Below are 16,438 nucleotides of genomic sequence, written 5' to 3'. Positions count from 1 at the left end.
CCCCGAACGTCTCAGCTCAACGCGGCGACCACGCGGGACGGGCTCGGGCGGCCGAGCTGTCCCGCCATCCACGTGCTGGCCGCCACCAGCGCGTCCAGGTCGGCGCCGTGGGCGACGCCGAGCCCGTCGAGCATCCACACCAGGTCCTCGGTCGCCAGGTTGCCGGTGGCCGATTCGGCGTAGGGGCAGCCGCCGAGCCCGCCCGCCGAAGAGTCCACAGTCGACACTCCACATCGGAGCGCCGCCAGCGTGTTCGCGAGCGCCTGGCCGTAGGTGTCGTGGAAGTGCACGGCCAGGGTACCGACATCGCCGAACAGCCCGATGAGCGTTTCGACCTGCCCGGCCGTCGCGACGCCGATGGTGTCGCCCAGCGAAAGCTGCGAGCACCCCATGTCCAGCAGCCGGCGGCCGGCGTCGGCGACCTGCTTCGCCGGCACGACGCCTTCCCAGGGGTCGCCGAAGCACATCGAGAGGTACCCGCGGACGTCCAGGCCCGCTTCCCTGGCCCGCGTGACGACCGGCTCGAACATCGCGAACTGCTCGTCGAGCGAGGAGTTGAGGTTCTTGCGCGCGAAGGTCTCGGTCGCGCTGGCGAAGATCGCGATGTGCTCGACGCCGGCGTCGAGGGCGCGGTTCAGGCCCTTCTCGTTCGGCACCAGCACCGGGTACCGGACGCCTTCGCGGCGGTCGAGCCGGGCCAGCAGCTCTTCGGCGTCGGCCAGCTGCGGCACCCACTTCGGGTGGACGAAGCTGGTCGCCTCCAGCGTGGTGAGCCCGGCGCCCGCCAGCCGGTCGAGGAACTCCAGCTTGACCTCGACCGGGACGATCGCCTTCTCGTTCTGCAGCCCGTCCCGCGGGCCGACCTCCCAGATCGTGACCCGCTCCGGCAGCTCGCCCGTCGAACCGACGTGCTCCGGCAGGCCCAGTTCGCGCGTGCCCATCAGCGGCGTCTCTCGCCGCGCGGCGGCCGCCCGCCCTGGGGCGGCAGGGGCGTGGTCTGCTGGGGCTGCTGCGGCTGCTGCTGCGCACCCGGCCGGTAGTCGTCGTACGGGTTGTCGTTGACCTCGCGGTAGATGACCGTGTGCACCTTCTCGACGTGCGGGATGTCCTCGAAGCGCAGCGGCTCGTCCGACGCCGACTCGATGATGAGCGTGCCGCAGCCGAAGACCCGGTCGAGCAGGCCGTGCTCGAACTGGACGCTGTTGATCCGGCCCATCGGGATGTCGATGCCGGTGCGCTTGAGGACGCCTTCGCGGGCGATCAGGCGGTCGGTCGTCACGATGAAGTGGGTGGTCCGCCAGCGCACGAGCGGCGCCAGGAACAGCCACACGACCAGCACGAGCGCCACGACCCCGATGGCGATCAGCCCGGCCGAGTTCCACGGCGCGGACGCGTCCTTGGCCAGTATCGCGAGCCAGGTGCCCGCCCCCAGGGTGAGCAGCAGCGCCAGCGTCGGGAAGATCAGCATCTTGAAGTGGGGGTGACTGTGCACCACGACGTGCTCTTGCTCGCTGAGCAAATCGTCCGGATAAGCCACGGCGGACGCTCCCAAGGTCGGTGCGGCGGTGTCGCCTCACCGTACCGGCGAGGCGACGGCCGGTGGGGCGCAACGCCCCGAAGAATCAGGCCGGGCGGACGTGGACCACGTCACCCGCGAACACGGTGTGCCGCTGCCCTCCCGCCACGTCGACCTGCAGCTGCCCGGCGGCGTCGATGTCGGCCGCGCGGCCCGTCAGCGACGTCCCGTCCGGCAGCTGCACCTCGACGTCCTGGCCGAGGGTGGCGCAGTGGGCGCGGTAGTCGCCGAGCAGCCCGGCCTCGGTGAGGTCCCCGCCGGCCAGGCGCCAGCGCCGCTCGAGGTCGGCGAACCCGGTGAGCAGCGCGACGGCGACGTCGGTGCGATCGGTGTTCGTGGCGCCCTGCTCGGCCAGCGACGTCGCGGGCAGCCCGCCCGGCCCCGGCTGGACGTCGCCGAGCGGCAGGACGTTGAGGCCGATGCCGAGAACGATCGACGGGTCGTCCCCGGCGACGGCTTCGGCGAGGATGCCGGCGCACTTGGCGCCGCCGACGAGGACGTCGTTGGGCCACTTGAGCACGGCGTCCACCCCGACGGACGCAGCGGCCGCCCGGACGGCGAGCCCGGCGACGACGGACAGTGAGCCGAGCACCGAAAAGGGGACACCCGGCCGGAGGGCGACGCTCAGGTACAGCCCGGCGCCCTTCGGCGAGCTCCACGACCGGGCCCGCCTGCCGACTCCGGCGGTCTGCTCCTCGGCGAGCAGCACGGTCCGGTCGGCAGCGCCGTTTTCGAGCGCTTTCCGCAGGTCAGCGTTGGTGGAGCCGGTGCGCTCGACGACGTCGACCCGCGCGTAGGAATCCTGGAGCGCGGAGGTGAGCCGGGCAGCGTCGATCTCAGGCATGTGTCCACAATATGGGAGTCCCCCTAACGTGCAAGCTACTCGCTCGTTCACCAAGGGGTGCGCTCTTCTAAGTTGGAACCTGTGACGACGAAGCAGACCTCGTGGGCTCGCGGCGCCGCGCTGCGCGGCCTGGTGGCGCTGCCGCTCGTCGCCGGGCTCGTCACGGCGGGGTGGCTGCTGGCCGACCGCTCGCCGGAACCCGCGGCCGTCCCGGCGCCCCTGCCGGCCGTGCGCGAGGCGGCGTCGGGTCCTTCGGTCCTCGAAGTCAGCGCACCGGTGAAGGCGCAGGAGCCGGGCCAGGGCGCGTCCGGCCAGGGCGGCAAGAGCCCGTTGCGGCAGTGGGCCGACCAGCTGGCCGGCCCCCTCGACATCCCGGCCGAGGCACTGATCGGCTACGCGAACGGCGAGCTGGCGCTCCGCGGTGAAGCCCCGTCGTGCCACCTCTCGTGGGTCACCCTCGCGGGCGTCGGCTCGGCGGCGTCGAACCACGGGCGCGCCGGCGGCAACCTGCTGGGCCTGTCGGCGGCGCAGGCCAAGAAGTACGGCTCCGACGCGCCGGTGGCGGCCGGTCGCGCGCTGTGCGCGGGCGGCACCGACCTCGGCGCCGGCCCGGGCTGGTGGAAGGCGATCGCGGCCTACCACCCGGGCGGCGAGGCGGAACTGTTCCGCCAGCGCGTCCTCGGCATGGCGCAGCTGTACGCCACGCTGTCGCTCGACCCGGCGTCGGCGGACTCACCGCGGGTCCGCGCGACCCGGTTCGCGCTCGGCCAGCTGGGCCTCCCGTACGTCTGGGGCGGCAACGGCCCGGACGCGGGCGCGGCGGGCTTCGACTGCTCCGGCCTGACGAAGGCGTCGTACGACAGCGCGGGCGTCGGCCTGCCGCGGACGGCGGACAGCCAGTTCCGCGCGCTCCCGCCGGTCCCGGCCACGCAGGAGCCGCGCCTGGGCGACCTGGTGTTCTACGGCAACCCGGCCACGCGCATCCACCACGTCGGCCTGTACCTCGGCAACGGTCTGATGATCAACGCGCCGACCGAGGGCCAGGCGATCCAGATCCACACGTACCACTCGAAGGGCGACGACTACGCGGGCGCGGGCCGCCCGGCCTGACGTCCGGACGGCCGCGGCGCCACCAGCCCCGACTCGTAGGCGAACACCACCAGCTGCGCCCGGTCGCGCGCGTGCAGCTTCGCCATGGCCCGGTTCACGTGCGTCTTCGCGGTGAGCGGGCTGATCACCATCCGTTCGGCGATCTCCTCGTTGGCCAGCCCGCGCGCCACCAGCGTCACGGCTTCCCGCTCCCGGTTCGTCAGCTCCGCCAGCCCCGCGCCGGGAACGAGCGGCTGGGTGACGTACCGGTCGATCAGCTTGCGGGTGATCGACGGCGCCAGCAGGGCGTCCCCGCGGGCCGCGACCCGCACCGCGTGCAGGAAGTCCTCCGGCTGGATGTCCTTGACGAGGAACCCGGCCGCGCCCGCGCGCAGTGCTTCGAAGACGTACTCGTCCAAGCCGTAGTTGGTCAGGATGACGACGTGCACCGCGGCCAGCGCCGGCTCCGCGGCGATGCGCCGGGTCGCCTCGATGCCGTCGACGCCGGGCATCTGGACGTCGACGAGCGCGATGTCCGGCCGGTGCGCCAGTGCCAGCCGCACCGCCTCGCCGCCGTCGCCGGCTTCGGCGACCACCTCGATGTCGTCCTCGACGTCGAGGAGCGCGCGGAACCCGCTGCGGATGAGCGGCTGGTCGTCGGCCAGCAGGACGCGGATCACGCGGGGTCCACCGGGAGTTCGGCCTGGACGCTGAACCCGCCCTCGCGCCGGGGTCCGGCGTGGAGCCGGCCGCCCAGCGCCGTGACGCGCTCGCGCATCCCGGTCAGTCCGACACCCGGCACGCCGTCCACAGTGGCCCGGCCGTCGTCGTCGACCCGGATGACCAGCGCGCCGGGCCGGTGGTCGATCCGGACCGACGCGGTGGCCGCGGCGGCGTGCCGGGCGACGTTGGTCAGCGACTCCTGGACGATCCGGTAGGCGGTCCGGCCGACCGCGGCCGGCACGGCGTCACGCTCGCCTTCGACGGTCAACCGCGCGTCGAGGCCGGTGGTCCGGGCGCGGCGCACGAGGTCGGGGACGTCGTCGAGCCCGCGCGGCGGGTCCTTGTCGTCGTCGCGCAACGCCTCCAGCGTCGCCCGCAGTTCCCGGGCGGCCTCCCGGCCGGCGTCGCGGATGGCCAGCAGCGCGTCGGGCACGTCTTCCCCTCGCTTGCGAGCCAGGTGCACGGCGACTTCGGCCTGCACCTTGATGACGGAGATCTGGTGGGTGAGCGAATCGTGCAGCTCCCGCGCGATGTGCAGCCGTTCCTCGTCCGCCCGGCGCCGCGCGGTCTCCTCGCGGGTGCGCTCGGCTTCGTCGGCCCGCCGCTCGGCCTGGCGCAGCGCCTCCCCCGCCGCGCCGGCGGCGATCAGCCACGCCAGCTGGAGGACGTCCCGCGTTTGCGTGAACGCCGCACCGGTGTCGGGCACGCCGGACGCCAGGAGCGCCAGCGGGGTCGCGAGGAGCATGAGCACCGACGCGACCACCGCGGCGATCCGGTGTCCCGCCCGGACGGCGGCGTACACGGCGAAGAGGTAGGCGACGACGGGCACTTCGAAGCCGGCGAGCTGGTACGCGAGCGCGCAGACCGCGGTCATGGTCAGCACGGCGACGGGCGCCCGGCGGCGCGCGGCCAGGGCCAGCCCGCCGGCCGCCAGCGCGGCGTACCCCAGGACGTCGAGGTCCGGAAGCCGGCGCGTGCCGGACAGCCCGGCGACCACCAGGGCCGCCGCGATCCCGACGGCGATCACCCCGTCCACGACGTGCGCACGCTTCACCCCCGAACCCTAACCGGGTGCGCGCGCGGTGAAGTCCCGCGCGAAGAGCATTTCCGGGCTACTGCGCCCGCGGTAGTCCCCGGGTTCCTGCGACGCCCGCGGCAGCGCGAAGTGCCTCCCCGCGCACGACGACCGGCGAGCGCTCCGGCGGACATGCTTCCGGCGTCCGATCCGGAACCGAAGGAGCGCCTCATGAACGTCCACGTCCTCGCCGCGGTCAGCGCCTACGACCTGACCCCGGGACGGCTCTGGTCCCTGATCGCCATGGTGCCGGGCCTGGCCGGGGTGGTCGCGGGCGTACTGGCCCTGCGCCGCGGCCGGGGAGCCGTCGTGGCACTGGCCGGGGGCCTGGCCGCCGTGGTCGTCGGCGGGTGGGTCGTGGCCGCCGCGAAGGGCGGCCCCGGCACCGGCTACGGGATCGTCGGCGGGTACGTGGCCCTGGTGATCGGCGCGGCCGCCCTCGTCCTCGGCGGGCTGTCGATGGCTCGCACGCGCCGTTTTGCCGGAAGCCGCCCCTAGCTTCGGGGAGCCGTTCGCCGTCCCGGGCGGCCGCCGGTTCCACTTCCGCGAGCCGGCGGTGTGGTACCCGGAGGCGTAGCGAGGCGTCCGATTTCCGCCGGTGCCATGCCCGCCGAAGCGCCATGGTGATCATCATGAGCGTCTCCGTTCTCGAAGGCATGTACGCCGCTGAAGCCGAGTACTTCACCACCGGCGACTTCGCACCATTGCAGTCGTTCTTCGCCCCGGACTTCGTGCTGCACCAAGCCGAAGGCCTGCCGTACGGCGGTGTCTGGCGCGGTCACGACGGTCTGGAGCGGTTCTTCGCGGCGATGAGCCGCACGTGGGCCGCCTTCGACTTCGTGGACCAGACGTTCCTCGCCACGACGTCCCCGCTCGTCGTGCTGACGAACGTGCGCGCCCGCGCCCGCGCGACCGGCCGCGCACTCGGCTTCCCCATCCTCCAGACGATCACCGTGGCCGCCGGTCGCATCACCGAAGTTCGCCCGTTCTATTGGGACACCGCCGCCATCGCGGCCGCCTGCTCGGCGTAGAACGAGCTCGTCCGGTCACCTCCGGTCGCGGCGATCCGTCAAGGACACGACGGTGGACACAGGCGAAAGGTGACCGATGGACGACCTGGCGGCGCGCTTCGAGGCCGAACGCGGCCGCCTGCGCGGGCTGGCCTACCGGATGCTCGGCTCGGCCGCCGAAGCGGACGACGCCGTGCAGGAAGCGTGGCTGCGGCTGAACCGGGCGGACTCGGTGGACAACCTGGCGGCCTGGCTGACGACGGTCGTCTCCCGCGTCTGCCTCGACGTCCTGCGTTCGCGGAAAGCCCGCCGCGAGGAGCCGTTCGAGGTGCTCGCGGAGCCGGTGGACGACGTCGATCCGGCGGCCGAAGCCACGCTCGCCGACTCGGTGGGCCGCGCGCTGCTCGTCGTGCTGGACGCGCTCGGGCCGGCCGAGCGGGTCGCGTTCGTGCTGCACGACCTGTTCGCCGTGCCGTTCGATCGGATCGCCCCCGTGCTCGATCGCACGCCGGCCGCGGCGAAGAAGCTGGCGAGCCGCGCGCGGCAGCGGATCCGGGGCGGCTCGCCGCTGCCCCCGGCCGACCTGGCCCGGCACCGCCGGGTGGTCGACGCGTTCCTGGCCGCGGCCCGCGGCGGCGACCTCGCCGCGCTGCTGGACGTGCTGGCCCCGGACGTCGTCCGCCGCGCCGACGCCGCCGCGCTGCCGGCGGGTGCGGCGCTCGAGGTCCGCGGGGCCCGTGCGGTGGCCGAGGAGACGCAGGTGTTCGGGAGACGGGCCCGGTTCGCCCAAGCGGCCCTGCTCGACGGCGCCGTCGGCGTCGTCGTCGCGCCCCGCGGGCGGCTGGTGCTCGCACTGGCCGTGACGGTCGGCGGCGAGCGGGTGGCGGCGTACGAGGTGATCGCCGACCCCGCCCGCCTCGCCGCGCTGCACGTCACGCTGCTCAGCGCTTGATCCGGGAGGACAGGTGCATCCGAACCACTCGAACAGGTGATCGATACGACCCTCGGGGTCGAAGCCTTGACAGCGGATGGCGTCGGAGACACCATGAACATGTGTTCATGAACATTTGTTCATAACGGAGGGGATGGGGATGACCGGGATCGTCAACACCGCGCAGGCCGAGGCGTGGAACGGGTACGAGGGCGAGCACTGGGCGGCCCACGCCGAGCGCTACGACGCGGTGAACGGCGGCTTCAACGGCTGTCTGCTCGATCAAGTGGGCGCGGACGACCGCGTGCTCGACATCGGCTGCGGCAACGGACAGCTGACCCGGCTCGCCGCGGCCCGGGCCCGGTCCGCGCTCGGCGTCGACCTGTCCGGGCCGATGCTCGCGACCGCGCGGGCGCGGGCGGCGGAGGTGCCGAACGTGCGTTTCGAGCAGGGTGACGTCCAGGTCCACCCGTTCGCCGAAGCCGGGTTCGACCTGGCGGTCAGCCGGTTCGGGGTGATGTTCTTCGCCGACCCGGTGGCGGCGTTCGCCAACGTCCGGCGCGCGCTCGCCCCCGCCGGGCGGCTGGCGTTCCTCTGCATGACCGCGCTCGCCGGCACCGATCTCGGCCGCGTCTTCGGCGCGATGGCGGCGTACCTGCCGCAGCCGACCGGGCCGGACGGCAGCGGGCCGACGTCGTTCGCGGACCCGGCCCGGACCCGGGCGGTGCTGACCGAAGCCGGCTTCGAAGACGTGGCGTGCACCCGTGTCGAGGCCGACCAGGTCTGGGGCCGCGATGTCCCCGACGCGGTGCGGTTCATCGCGGACTGGGGTCCGGTCCGCCACCACCTGGGCCTGGTCGACAGCGCGCGGGCGGCCAAGGCGACCGAGGCACTGGCCGCGGCGCTCGAGCCGTTCGCGGGCCCGGAGGCGGTCCGGCTGCGCGGCACGGCGTGGCTGGTCACGGGAAGGAGGCCGTAGCGGGGCGCCCGTACGATGGCGGTGATGTCACCGAGGAAAGCCGCCGCCCAGCGGGACGGGCAGTCACTGCACGACCTGCTGCTCGAGACCGCGCAGAAGATGATCGCCACGCACGGCACGACCGGCATGACCGTGCGCGAGATCGCGCGCATGGCAGGCGTCGCCGACGGCGTGCTCTACAACCACTTCTCCGACAAGGAGGAGCTGGTGGCCCGGGCCCTCCTGGAGCACGTGCGCACGACGGAAGCCGAACTGGGCGAGCTGCCGGTGCCCGGCGAAGGCACCCTCGTCGGGAACCTCCGCCGGCACGTGGAGTTCGGCCTGGCCCTGCACAAGGCGCTCGTGCCGGCGTTCAGCGGCCTGGTCTCGCAGCCGAGGGTGCTGGAGCGGTTCGCGGAGATCAGCGAGCGGTCCGGCTACTGGCGCGATCGGCTGGTGGCCTACCTCGAGGCCGAACGGAAACTGGGTCGGCTCCGCGTGGAGTCCGAAGTGGACGCGACAGCGGCGATGCTGGTGGGCTACTGCCACGCGTCGGTGCTGACGGCGGTCTTCCCTCACACGGCGCCCCTCGATCCGCCGCCGGTGAACTCGGTGGTGAGCGCCGCCCTCCACGGCATCGCGCCGAGGGACAGCGAACCGGCGGACGAGCCCGGCCCGGTCGTCGAAGCCTGACGTCCCGCGGCGCGGGACACGTCCGCCCGGCGCGGTCGTCCCGGGCCGCCTCGCCTACAGCATCGGGTTGCCGCTCGCCGTGGTCTCCGGGACCTCCTGCACCACGTCCCAGTGCTCGACGATCCGGCCGTCCCGCACCCGCATCACGTCCGCGATCGCGCTGCCACGCGAACCGGGCGTCAAGCGGAGCAGGCTGTGCGTGCAAACGAGGTCGCCCTCGGCGATCACCCGGCGCACGTCGAGGGTGAGCTCCGGGAACCGGGCCACGAAACCGGCCAGGTAGCGGGCCGAGGCCTCCGCGCTCGCCGGGGCGTGGGGGTTGTGCTGGACGTAGCCGTCGCCGACGTATTCGGCGAAGGCGTCGGCCGGGCGCTTCTCGGTGAAGGCCAGCCGGAGGAAGGCGAGGACCACTTCCTTGTTGTGCTGCGGTTCCGTCATCGGTGTCCATCCTTTGTGGAGTTATCGACACCAAGCCCACCATGCGCGAAACAGAAGGGGAAAGACCTGTGGACTCTGCCGCGATACTCTCCCGGTATGGACGATGTCGAGGTCCGTGAGCTGCGGTATTTCCGCGCGGTCGCCGAAGAGCTGAACTTCTCCCGCGCCGCCGAGCGGCTCGGGATGGCGCAGCCACCGCTGTCCCGCGCGATCCGGTTGCTGGAGCGGCGGCTCGGGGTGCAGCTCTTCGAACGCACCAGCCGGCACGTTTCGCTGACGCCGGCTGGAGCCGTCCTCTTGACCGAGTCGGCGAAGGCCTTGGACGCCGTCACCGCGGCGGTCCGGCGCACGCGGCGCGCGGCGCAGCGGACGCCGGCGCTCGTCGTCACCGCGAAGCCGGGGGTCGCGACCGATCTGCTGCGGCGGATCGCCGACGCGCACCCGGATCCGGTCGACGTCCGGGTCAGCGGGTTCGGCGAACAGGCGGAGATGCTGCGGGACGGCCGGGCCGACGTGGCGGTGCTCGGGTGCCGAAGCGGCGGCGTCCACGGCCTGGACGTCGAGGTGCTGTTCAGCGAGCCGCGGGTGGCGGCGCTGCCGTCGGACCACGAGCTCGCCGGGCGGGCCGTGCTGACCTGCGCCGATTTCGCCGGGCGGCCGACGCCGTGCTGGCCGCTCTCCTCGGCCGCGGACCGGGCGTACTGGTCCGGGCAGGACGTGACCGGCGGGCCGGTGACGCCGGGGCCGATCGTGTACGACAGCGCCCAGCTGCTGGAGACGGTCGCGCTGGGGCAGGCGATCGCGCTGCTGCCGGCGTCGGTCGCCGAGCTGCGCTCGCGGGCCGACGTCGTCTACCGGCCGGTCGTCGACGCGACACCGTACTCGCTGGCCCTCGCCTGGCCGGCCGGGGCGCGGGATCCGCGGATCGCGCGGTTCGTGCGGACCGCCGCCGAGGTCAGCGAAGCACTACCTCGGCCGGGAGCCGTCCCGGCGGGGTGACGGTGCGGATCACCGGTGGCACCCGGACGTCGGCGGCCTCGAAGGCGGCGCGCAGTCGTCCGACGTCGGCGCCGGTCATCAGCTCGGCCAGTTCGTCGGCGCGGGCGATCGTGGCCGGGGCGAGCGTGACGGTGTCGTCGAGCGCGCCCCAGATGTCCCACTGGAGCATCTCGTGCTTGTTGAGCGCGGCGAGGTCGAGCACGAGGTTGTGCCACGCGTACGGAAGGCCGCGCAGGAACGGCACGTCGAGGTCCGGCGAGACGACCAACCGGGCCGGGTCGAGCTCGCCGGCGCGGGCCGCGGTCCACGCGGCGGGGCCGGTCAGGAACCGGTCGCGGGGAACGTCGAGGAGGTCGAACCCGACGTCGTCCACCGGGTCGCGGAAGCCGGGCGACAGCTGAGGCTCGACCAGGCGCCAGCCGTCGCCGGTGCGGACCTCGGCGACGACGTGGTCGAGGTACCAGCCGGGCACCAGGTAGCTCGCGAAGCCGACGCGGGCGCGAGCCGGAACGCCGTGGTGGCGAGCCATCGAGACGAAGAGGAGGGTGAAATCGCGGCAGCAGCCGACGATCCGGTGCAGCGGCGGACGCGGCCGGCCGGGTGGTTCCGGGTCGAGTTCGCGCAGGCGGGCCCACATGTCCGCGGCGTACCGCAGGGTGATCTCGTCGTTGCGGGCCGCCGGGAAGCCGTGGTCCGTGATGGCGCCCGAACCCCAGTAGTGGAACACCAGCTGGGACGCCGCTTCGCGCAGGGCCGCGAGGTCGGCCGGGGTGGCGTCGAGCCAGCCGGCGTGCGGGCCCGGGTCGGAGAACCGGCTGTGGCCGGCATAAAAGCCGTGGCTGACGCGGGAGTCGTCCATAGCCGCCGACGCTAGCGAAATTTCAGCCCGCTTGAACAGCCAGTTCCCCGCGGAACGTGGACCGGTACGCGCTCGGCGACACCCCCAGTGCCGCCTGGAAGTGCTGGCGCAGCGAGGCCGCCGTGCCGAAGCCGGCTTCGGTGGCGACGCGGTCGACCGGGAGGTCGGTCTCCTCGAGGAGCTGGCGGGCGCGCTCGACCCGTTGCTGGGTCAGCCACTGCAGGGCCGAGATGCCGGCCTCTTCGCGGAAGCGGCGGGTGAACGTCCGGGTGCTCATCGCCTCGCGGGCGGCGAGCTCGCGCAGGGTCAGCGGCCGGTGCAGGTTCTCCAGGGCCCAGGCCCGCGCCGCCTTGGTCGACGAGGTGCGGGGCTCGGGGACCGGGCGGCGGACGAACTGGGCCTGGCCGCCTTCGCGGTGCGGGGACACGACCGTGCCGCGGGCGACCTCGTTGGCGACCGCCGCGCCGTGGTCGCGGCGGATGATGTGCAGCACCAGGTCGATCCCCGCGGCGACGCCCGCCGACGTCAGCACGTCGCCGTCGTCGGTGTAGAGCACGCACGGGTCGACGTCGACCTGCGGGAACCGGTTCTGGAGCTCGTCCGCGGAGCGCCAGTGCGTGGTGGCGCGGCGGCCGTCGAGCAGGCCGGCCGCCGCGAGCACGAACGCGCCGGTGCAGATGGACGCGATGCGCGCGTCCGGCGGGATGCGGTCGAGGGCGGCCTTGAGCGGCGGCGTCAGCACGCGCGCCGTCGGCTCGTACTCAGCCGAGGAGGCCGGGACGATGACCGTGTCGGCCTCGGCCAGCACCTCGGGACCGCGGTCGACCGGGATGGCGACGTCCGTGTCGGTGCGCACCGGGCCGGGCTCGACCGTGCAGGTCACGACCTCGTACAGCGGCACGCCGGCCGCCGACCGGGCCTGCCCGAACAGGCGGTGGACGATGCCCAGCTCCATCACCAGCGCGCCGTGGCGCACCAGGACGGCGACGTGGTGACGGTCCGGGTGCTGGAATTCGGCCATGGCCCGATTCTTGCACACGATGGCGATCAGGCCACTCGATCGGCCTGACCCTGCGCCGACCGCCCGCCGGGCAACGACGCGACCACGACGATGACCTCGTCCCGATTGCGCGCCCGGCGGGACCGGCCTCGGCGTGTGCCTTACGCGGGCAATGTGAGGCGCTGGCCGAGCCCGCCGTCGACGGGGAGGTCGGCGCCGGTGGTGAAGGTCGCGTCGAAGGCCAGGAACAGCACCGCCGCCGCGACCTCGTCGACCGTGGCGTGGCGCTTCAGGGGCGTGATCTCGTCGCCGATCGCCTTGAACTCCGCAAGGACGTGCTCCGGCACGCCGGACACGCCCATCGACGGCGTGTCGGTGTAGCCGGGGCTGACCACGTTGACCCGGATCCCGCGCGGGGCCAGCTCGGCCGCGTACGTGCGGGCGAACGAGCGCACCGCCGCCTTCGCCGCCGAATACAGGCCCATTCCGGCGATGCCCGCCTCGGCCGCGACCGACGTGGTGAACACGAACGAGCCGCCGGACCGGACCAGCGGGGCCAGCCGCCGGGCCGTGAAGTACGCGCCCTTGGTGTTGACGTCGAACGTGCGGTCGTAGAGCTCGGGTGTCGCGTCCTCGTACGGCGTCAGCGTGGAAAACCCGACGTTGAGGAACACCAGGTCGAGCTCGCCGAGCGTGTCCGCGGCCACCGCGCCCAGCTCGGCGACGTCCTCCAGGCGAGCCGCGTCCGACGACAGCAGGTGCGCCTTGCCCGGCAGGGTTCCTTCCAGCGGCGAAACGTCCCGTCCGGTCAGCAGCACCTCCGCGCCGCCGTCGAGCAGGGCGCGCACCACCGCCAGCCCCATGCCGTGCGTGCCGCCGGTGACGACGGCCTTCTTGCCGAAGTACTTCACCGGATCTCCTCGATGACGCTGGCGATCGCGTGCGCGCCGTGGCCCGCCGCGATCGCGCGGTCGAACAACTCCCGCAGCACGGCGGGCACCGCCGTGCTGATCCCCTGTGCGCGGCTCGTCTCGACCAGCATGGCGAGGCCGGCCGCGTTGATGTCCAATGCGGACACGTCGGTGGCGTAGTCGCCGCTGGCCACCTGCTCGCCGATTCGGGGCAGGAACCCCCCGACGGCCGCCTGCCACGCCGACGCCACCGGCGCGAACTGCTCCGGCGTCACGCCCTCGGTCCCGACCAGCGCGAGCGCGTGCAGGTAACCGGCCATGGTCGACCACATCATGGCGAGCAGCGACAGGTCGTACAGCGCCGCCATGCCGGCGTCCTCGCCGACGAAGATCGGCTTCCCCAGCACTTCCAGCACGTCGCGCTGCGCCGAGAACGTCGTTTCCGAGCCGCTGTAGAGGATCTGCGCCGCCGGTGTCCCGATGCCCTGCGGGACGGCCATGATCACGCCGTCCACGTATTCGACGCCCGCGGAGGCGGCCCACTTCGCGACGTCACGCGCCTGCTCCGGCGTCCCGGACGTGAGGTTGACGAGCACCTTCGGCGAAGCGGCTTCGAGCACCGGCTGCTGAGTGTCGTATGTGGACAGACAGCTGAGGACGACGTCGGCCGACGCCGCTTCCGCCGGCGTCGCCGCGAGCCGGGCGCCGCGATCGAGCAGCGGCCCCGCCTTGAGCGGCGACCGGTTCCACACCACGACGTCGTGGCCCGCCCCCAGCAGCGCGCCGGCGAGGGCGGCGCCCATCCGCCCGAGGCCGAGCACGCCCACGTGTTTTTGGCTTTCTCCCATGGCTTCCATGCTGCTGGCGCGCTTTACACTGGACAAGTACCGACTAATAAGTCAGGTACTCACCAAAACGTAAGGATCCTGCATGCAGCCTCGAACGTACCGCTGCGGACTGGACGCGGCCGTCGACGTCATCGGCGGCCGCTGGAAGGCCCTGATCCTCTGGGCGCTGCACGCCGAGCCGCTGCGGTTCGGCGAGCTGAAGCGGAAAGTGACCGGGATCAGCGAAAAAATGCTGATCCAGGCCCTGCGGGAACTGGAGGCGGACGAGCTCGTGCACCGCGAGGTGTTCCACGAGATCCCGCCGAAGGTCGAGTACTCGCTGACCGAACTCGGCCAGCGGCTGAACACGGCACTGCTGCCGCTGGGCGACTGGGGCGAGGAAAACATGGCGGGCATCGCGAAGCGCCGCGGCGTCACGCCGGCGCCATCGCACACCGCGACGGCGTGATCGCGTCGCCGCCCTCCGGTGACGCGACCACGCCGTCCCCCCTCCGGCGCCGGCCCTGACGCGTGGCCGGCGCCTGGTCGCGACGGACGTCGCGAGCTAGGCGGTGACCAGATCCGCGCCGGCGAAGAACGTCCGCGCGGCCGCCGTCGCGTCGGCGTCCAGGAGCACGTCACCCGGGCGGCTGCCGTTGCCGAGCAGCACTCCGCCCCAGTTCATGCCCAGGTACTCCGCGCACAGTTCCAGCGTGCCGATCAGCGGCTGGGCCTCGCGCGCCGTCTCGCTCAGGACGCTCACGCCCCAGAGCGTCTTGCCGCGCATCCGCGGCTTGAACTCCACCGGCAGCCGCATCCAGCCCGACCAGTAGTCGAGGTAGAGCTTCACGCTCGCCGACACCGAATACCAGTACACCGGCGACGCGATCACGATGTCCGTCGCGGCGAACGTGGCGTCCATCAGCAGCTGCTCGTTCTCCCCCGGCGTCGGGTGCTCGCCGGCGCCGTGGCGGCGGTCCTCGAACGGCGGCAGCGGCACCTCGGGCAGCCGGATCCACCGCTGTTCGACGTCGCCGGGCAGCTCCTTGGCCGCCTGCCGGGCCAGCATTTCGGTGTTGCCCCCGGCCCGCGCGGCGCCCACCAGGAACAGGAAGCTGCGATCGCTCATGTCCACCCCTTCGATGTACTTGCATGTACATATAAATACTGTCCCTGGACTATCCTGGCGTCAAGAGGAGGCCGGAAAATGACCGTCGACGAACAGGCCTGGGGCCGCGTACTCGTGCTGCACGCCCGGATCGAGCAGGAACTCGCCAAGGCCCTGCAGCGGCGCCACGGGCTCGGCCTGTCCGAGTACCGCGCGCTCGGCAAGCTCGTCGAGGGACCCCGCGGCGGCCTGCGGATGCAGGAGCTCGCCGACGCGATCGGCCTCAACCAGAGCTCGGTCAGCCGGATGTGCGCCCGCCTCGAAGACGCCGGCCTGACCATCCGGGACCTGTGCGAGGACGACCGCCGCGGCGTCTACTCGGTGATCACCGACGCCGGCCGCAAGCGCTACGCCGAGACCGAGCCGACGTACTGCTCGGTGCTGCGGACCGCGCTCGACAAGGCCGCGAGCGATCCGGCCCTCGCCGCCGCCGTCTCCGCCGTCCGGGGTGCTTGACCGGCATATTCCTCAGTGGTTATATACCGGGGCAGGCAACCCACGGGAGGACGCGTGTCCGGACGAGCGAAGCTGCGGACGATCGGCGAACGCCCGGCGCTCCGGCTGGAACGCCGCCTGAAGCACCCGCCCGAGAAGGTCTGGCACGCGATCACGGACCCGGCGGAGCTCGAGCACTGGTTCCCGGCGAAGGTCGACGTCGAGCTCCGGGACGGCGGCGCGATCCGGTTCACCTTCCCCGGCGAGGACAGCACGACGACCGGACGCGTCGTCACCGCCGACCCGCCGCGCGAGTTCACCTTCGTCTGGAACGACGACACGCTGCGCTGGCTCATCTCCCCCGACGGCGACGGCAGCCTCCTGGAGTTCACCCACACCTTCGGCCGCGGCGACCCGGCGATCGCGAAGCTCGCCGGCGCCCGCACCGCCGCCGGCTGGGACGCCTGCCTCGACGCACTCGCCGCGCGACTGGCCGGCCGCGAGGCCGCACAGCCATCGGGCTGGCACGCGCGGATGGCGTCCTATGTGGAGGAATTCGGCCTGGACGAGGGTGAAGTCCGCGAAGACGGCACCATCCGCTTCCGCCGTGACCTCGGCTGGAAACCCGTGGCCGAGCTCCGCCCGCTGCTGCCGGACGAACCCGGCTGGGACCTGGTCCACGACCCGCGCGAAGGCACCCGCGTCGAGTTCACCGAGGCGGCGGGCGACGACGTCCCGGCGCAGCTGGCCCGGCGGCACGAACAGCTGGACAAGCTGTTCGCCGCCACCCACGGTGTCGAAGTGCCGGACTGGGCGCCCGACCGCGTCGAAGCCGTGCGGAAGCACTACGCCGCGCGTCCGACCGAGGGCTGACGCGCGGCCTCCGTTTCGGCGTTACGTTC

Annotated in this window: 21 protein-coding genes; 10 read left to right on the top strand and 11 right to left on the bottom strand. The window is 73.0% G+C overall.

Features of this window, described 5'->3' with window-relative positions; translation table 11 throughout:
• Positions 1-11 precede the first annotated feature (11 nt).
• The 3 genes from DV20_RS31135 to DV20_RS31125 form a co-directional block, all read right to left on the bottom strand.
• Positions 12-941, bottom strand: a complete 930-nt coding sequence (locus DV20_RS31135) for a hydroxymethylglutaryl-CoA lyase (RefSeq protein WP_043786530.1) — start codon at positions 939-941, stop codon at positions 12-14.
• Positions 941-1,537 carry a PH domain-containing protein gene (locus DV20_RS31130; protein ID WP_043786529.1) on the bottom strand — a complete coding sequence of 199 codons (597 nt, stop codon included), beginning with the start codon at positions 1,535-1,537 and terminating at the stop codon, positions 941-943. The genes DV20_RS31135 and DV20_RS31130 overlap by 1 nt, the downstream gene beginning before the upstream one ends.
• A gap of 85 nt (positions 1,538-1,622) precedes the next feature.
• Positions 1,623-2,420 carry a biotin--[acetyl-CoA-carboxylase] ligase gene (locus DV20_RS31125; RefSeq protein WP_043786528.1) on the bottom strand — a complete coding sequence of 266 codons (798 nt, stop codon included), beginning with the start codon at positions 2,418-2,420 and terminating at the stop codon, positions 1,623-1,625.
• Between the two features lie 81 nt (positions 2,421-2,501).
• On the opposite strand from DV20_RS31125, the gene DV20_RS31120 reads away from it, so the two are divergent.
• The gene (locus DV20_RS31120) at positions 2,502-3,530 is read left to right on the top strand and encodes a C40 family peptidase (protein ID WP_043786527.1); all 1,029 of its coding nucleotides are present in this window, start codon (positions 2,502-2,504) and stop codon (positions 3,528-3,530) included.
• Here DV20_RS31120 and DV20_RS31115 read toward each other — a convergent pair.
• Positions 3,503-4,189, bottom strand: a complete 687-nt coding sequence (locus DV20_RS31115) for a response regulator (RefSeq protein WP_043786526.1) — start codon at positions 4,187-4,189, stop codon at positions 3,503-3,505. The two genes, DV20_RS31120 and DV20_RS31115, sit on opposite strands and share 28 nt — an antisense overlap.
• Complete coding sequence (locus DV20_RS31110) at positions 4,186-5,286, bottom strand: sensor histidine kinase (protein WP_043786525.1); 1,101 nt, start codon at positions 5,284-5,286, stop codon at positions 4,186-4,188. Before DV20_RS31110 ends, DV20_RS31115 begins: the two co-directional genes overlap by 4 nt.
• Positions 5,287-5,478: 192 nt before the next feature.
• Here DV20_RS31110 and DV20_RS31105 point away from each other — a divergent pair, with 192 nt between their 5' ends.
• The 5 genes from DV20_RS31105 (at position 5,479) to DV20_RS31085 (ending at position 8,899) form a co-directional block, all read left to right on the top strand.
• The gene (locus tag DV20_RS31105; RefSeq protein ID WP_043786582.1) at positions 5,479-5,805 is read left to right on the top strand and encodes a DUF6223 family protein; all 327 of its coding nucleotides are present in this window, start codon (positions 5,479-5,481) and stop codon (positions 5,803-5,805) included.
• A gap of 134 nt (positions 5,806-5,939) precedes the next feature.
• The gene (locus tag DV20_RS31100) at positions 5,940-6,338 is read left to right on the top strand and encodes a nuclear transport factor 2 family protein (protein WP_043786581.1); all 399 of its coding nucleotides are present in this window, start codon (positions 5,940-5,942) and stop codon (positions 6,336-6,338) included.
• Positions 6,339-6,414: 76 nt separating this feature from the next.
• The gene (locus DV20_RS31095; RefSeq protein WP_043786524.1) at positions 6,415-7,269 is read left to right on the top strand and encodes a sigma-70 family RNA polymerase sigma factor; all 855 of its coding nucleotides are present in this window, start codon (positions 6,415-6,417) and stop codon (positions 7,267-7,269) included.
• Positions 7,270-7,408: 139 nt separating this feature from the next.
• Entirely contained in the window at positions 7,409-8,227 is an 819-nt protein-coding gene (locus DV20_RS31090; RefSeq protein ID WP_043786523.1) for a class I SAM-dependent methyltransferase, read from the top strand.
• 15 nt (positions 8,228-8,242) lie between these two features.
• Positions 8,243-8,899, top strand: coding sequence for a TetR/AcrR family transcriptional regulator (locus tag DV20_RS31085; RefSeq protein WP_043786522.1), 657 nt, complete (start codon positions 8,243-8,245; stop codon positions 8,897-8,899).
• A 54-nt stretch (positions 8,900-8,953) separates the two neighbouring features.
• Here the strand turns inward: DV20_RS31085 and DV20_RS31080 are convergent, their stop codons facing one another.
• Positions 8,954-9,337, bottom strand: coding sequence for a nuclear transport factor 2 family protein (locus DV20_RS31080; protein WP_043786520.1), 384 nt, complete (start codon positions 9,335-9,337; stop codon positions 8,954-8,956).
• 96 nt (positions 9,338-9,433) lie between these two features.
• On the opposite strand from DV20_RS31080, the gene DV20_RS31075 reads away from it, so the two are divergent.
• The gene (locus DV20_RS31075) at positions 9,434-10,336 is read left to right on the top strand and encodes a LysR family transcriptional regulator (protein ID WP_043786518.1); all 903 of its coding nucleotides are present in this window, start codon (positions 9,434-9,436) and stop codon (positions 10,334-10,336) included.
• Here the strand turns inward: DV20_RS31075 and DV20_RS31070 are convergent.
• The 4 genes from DV20_RS31070 to DV20_RS31055 all read right to left on the bottom strand — a co-directional run bounded on the left by DV20_RS31070 (position 10,293) and on the right by DV20_RS31055 (position 13,954).
• Positions 10,293-11,195 (bottom strand): transglutaminase domain-containing protein, encoded by a 903-nt coding sequence (locus DV20_RS31070; RefSeq protein WP_043786517.1) that lies wholly within the window; start codon positions 11,193-11,195, stop codon positions 10,293-10,295. The two genes, DV20_RS31075 and DV20_RS31070, sit on opposite strands and share 44 nt — an antisense overlap.
• 22 nt (positions 11,196-11,217) lie before the next feature.
• Entirely contained in the window at positions 11,218-12,216 is a 999-nt protein-coding gene (locus tag DV20_RS31065; protein ID WP_043786516.1) for a GlxA family transcriptional regulator, read from the bottom strand.
• Positions 12,217-12,356: 140 nt separating this feature from the next.
• Positions 12,357-13,106, bottom strand: coding sequence for an SDR family NAD(P)-dependent oxidoreductase (locus DV20_RS31060; RefSeq protein WP_043786515.1), 750 nt, complete (start codon positions 13,104-13,106; stop codon positions 12,357-12,359).
• Positions 13,103-13,954 carry an NAD(P)-dependent oxidoreductase gene (locus DV20_RS31055; protein ID WP_084093766.1) on the bottom strand — a complete coding sequence of 284 codons (852 nt, stop codon included), beginning with the start codon at positions 13,952-13,954 and terminating at the stop codon, positions 13,103-13,105. Before DV20_RS31055 ends, DV20_RS31060 begins: the two co-directional genes overlap by 4 nt.
• An 82-nt stretch (positions 13,955-14,036) precedes the next feature.
• Here DV20_RS31055 and DV20_RS31050 point away from each other — a divergent pair, with 82 nt between their 5' ends.
• The gene (locus tag DV20_RS31050) at positions 14,037-14,402 is read left to right on the top strand and encodes a winged helix-turn-helix transcriptional regulator (protein WP_200876536.1); all 366 of its coding nucleotides are present in this window, start codon (positions 14,037-14,039) and stop codon (positions 14,400-14,402) included.
• A 96-nt stretch (positions 14,403-14,498) separates the two neighbouring features.
• On the opposite strand, the gene DV20_RS31045 is transcribed toward DV20_RS31050, so the two are convergent.
• On the bottom strand, positions 14,499-15,062 hold the full coding sequence (locus tag DV20_RS31045; protein WP_043786513.1) for a flavodoxin family protein: 564 nt from the start codon (positions 15,060-15,062) through the stop codon (positions 14,499-14,501).
• Positions 15,063-15,140: 78 nt separating this feature from the next.
• Here DV20_RS31045 and DV20_RS31040 point away from each other — a divergent pair, with 78 nt between their 5' ends.
• Positions 15,141-15,557 carry a MarR family winged helix-turn-helix transcriptional regulator gene (locus DV20_RS31040; protein ID WP_043786512.1) on the top strand — a complete coding sequence of 139 codons (417 nt, stop codon included), beginning with the start codon at positions 15,141-15,143 and terminating at the stop codon, positions 15,555-15,557.
• A gap of 54 nt (positions 15,558-15,611) precedes the next feature.
• Complete coding sequence (locus DV20_RS31035) at positions 15,612-16,409, top strand: SRPBCC family protein (RefSeq protein ID WP_043786511.1); 798 nt, start codon at positions 15,612-15,614, stop codon at positions 16,407-16,409.
• The last annotated feature ends 29 nt before the right edge of the window (positions 16,410-16,438 follow it).

The sequence above is a fragment of the Amycolatopsis rifamycinica genome (genome assembly GCF_000695625.1).
Lineage (GTDB): Bacteria > Actinomycetota > Actinomycetes > Mycobacteriales > Pseudonocardiaceae > Amycolatopsis > Amycolatopsis rifamycinica.
The sequence above is the reverse complement of the archived record's forward strand: the minus strand, read 5'-3'. Positions and strand labels throughout refer to the sequence as shown.

Excerpts from the sequence above, each read along its gene's own strand:
- DV20_RS31050 (WP_200876536.1), top strand. The coding sequence starts at position 14,037 with ATGCAGCCTCGAACGTACCGCTGCGGACTGGACGCGGCCGTCGACGTC.
- DV20_RS31135 (WP_043786530.1), bottom strand. The coding sequence starts at position 941 with ATGGGCACGCGCGAACTGGGCCTGCCGGAGCACGTCGGTTCGACGGGC.
- DV20_RS31040 (WP_043786512.1), top strand. The coding sequence starts at position 15,141 with ATGACCGTCGACGAACAGGCCTGGGGCCGCGTACTCGTGCTGCACGCC.
- DV20_RS31080 (WP_043786520.1), bottom strand. The coding sequence starts at position 9,337 with ATGACGGAACCGCAGCACAACAAGGAAGTGGTCCTCGCCTTCCTCCGG.
- DV20_RS31090 (WP_043786523.1), top strand. The coding sequence starts at position 7,409 with ATGACCGGGATCGTCAACACCGCGCAGGCCGAGGCGTGGAACGGGTAC.
- DV20_RS31075 (WP_043786518.1), top strand. The coding sequence starts at position 9,434 with ATGGACGATGTCGAGGTCCGTGAGCTGCGGTATTTCCGCGCGGTCGCC.
- DV20_RS31095 (WP_043786524.1), top strand. The coding sequence starts at position 6,415 with ATGGACGACCTGGCGGCGCGCTTCGAGGCCGAACGCGGCCGCCTGCGC.
- DV20_RS31100 (WP_043786581.1), top strand. The coding sequence starts at position 5,940 with ATGAGCGTCTCCGTTCTCGAAGGCATGTACGCCGCTGAAGCCGAGTAC.
- DV20_RS31065 (WP_043786516.1), bottom strand. The coding sequence starts at position 12,216 with ATGGCCGAATTCCAGCACCCGGACCGTCACCACGTCGCCGTCCTGGTG.
- DV20_RS31085 (WP_043786522.1), top strand. The coding sequence starts at position 8,243 with ATGGCGGTGATGTCACCGAGGAAAGCCGCCGCCCAGCGGGACGGGCAG.
- DV20_RS31070 (WP_043786517.1), bottom strand. The coding sequence starts at position 11,195 with ATGGACGACTCCCGCGTCAGCCACGGCTTTTATGCCGGCCACAGCCGG.
- DV20_RS31045 (WP_043786513.1), bottom strand. The coding sequence starts at position 15,062 with ATGAGCGATCGCAGCTTCCTGTTCCTGGTGGGCGCCGCGCGGGCCGGG.
- DV20_RS31055 (WP_084093766.1), bottom strand. The coding sequence starts at position 13,954 with ATGGGAGAAAGCCAAAAACACGTGGGCGTGCTCGGCCTCGGGCGGATG.
- DV20_RS31125 (WP_043786528.1), bottom strand. The coding sequence starts at position 2,420 with ATGCCTGAGATCGACGCTGCCCGGCTCACCTCCGCGCTCCAGGATTCC.
- DV20_RS31105 (WP_043786582.1), top strand. The coding sequence starts at position 5,479 with ATGAACGTCCACGTCCTCGCCGCGGTCAGCGCCTACGACCTGACCCCG.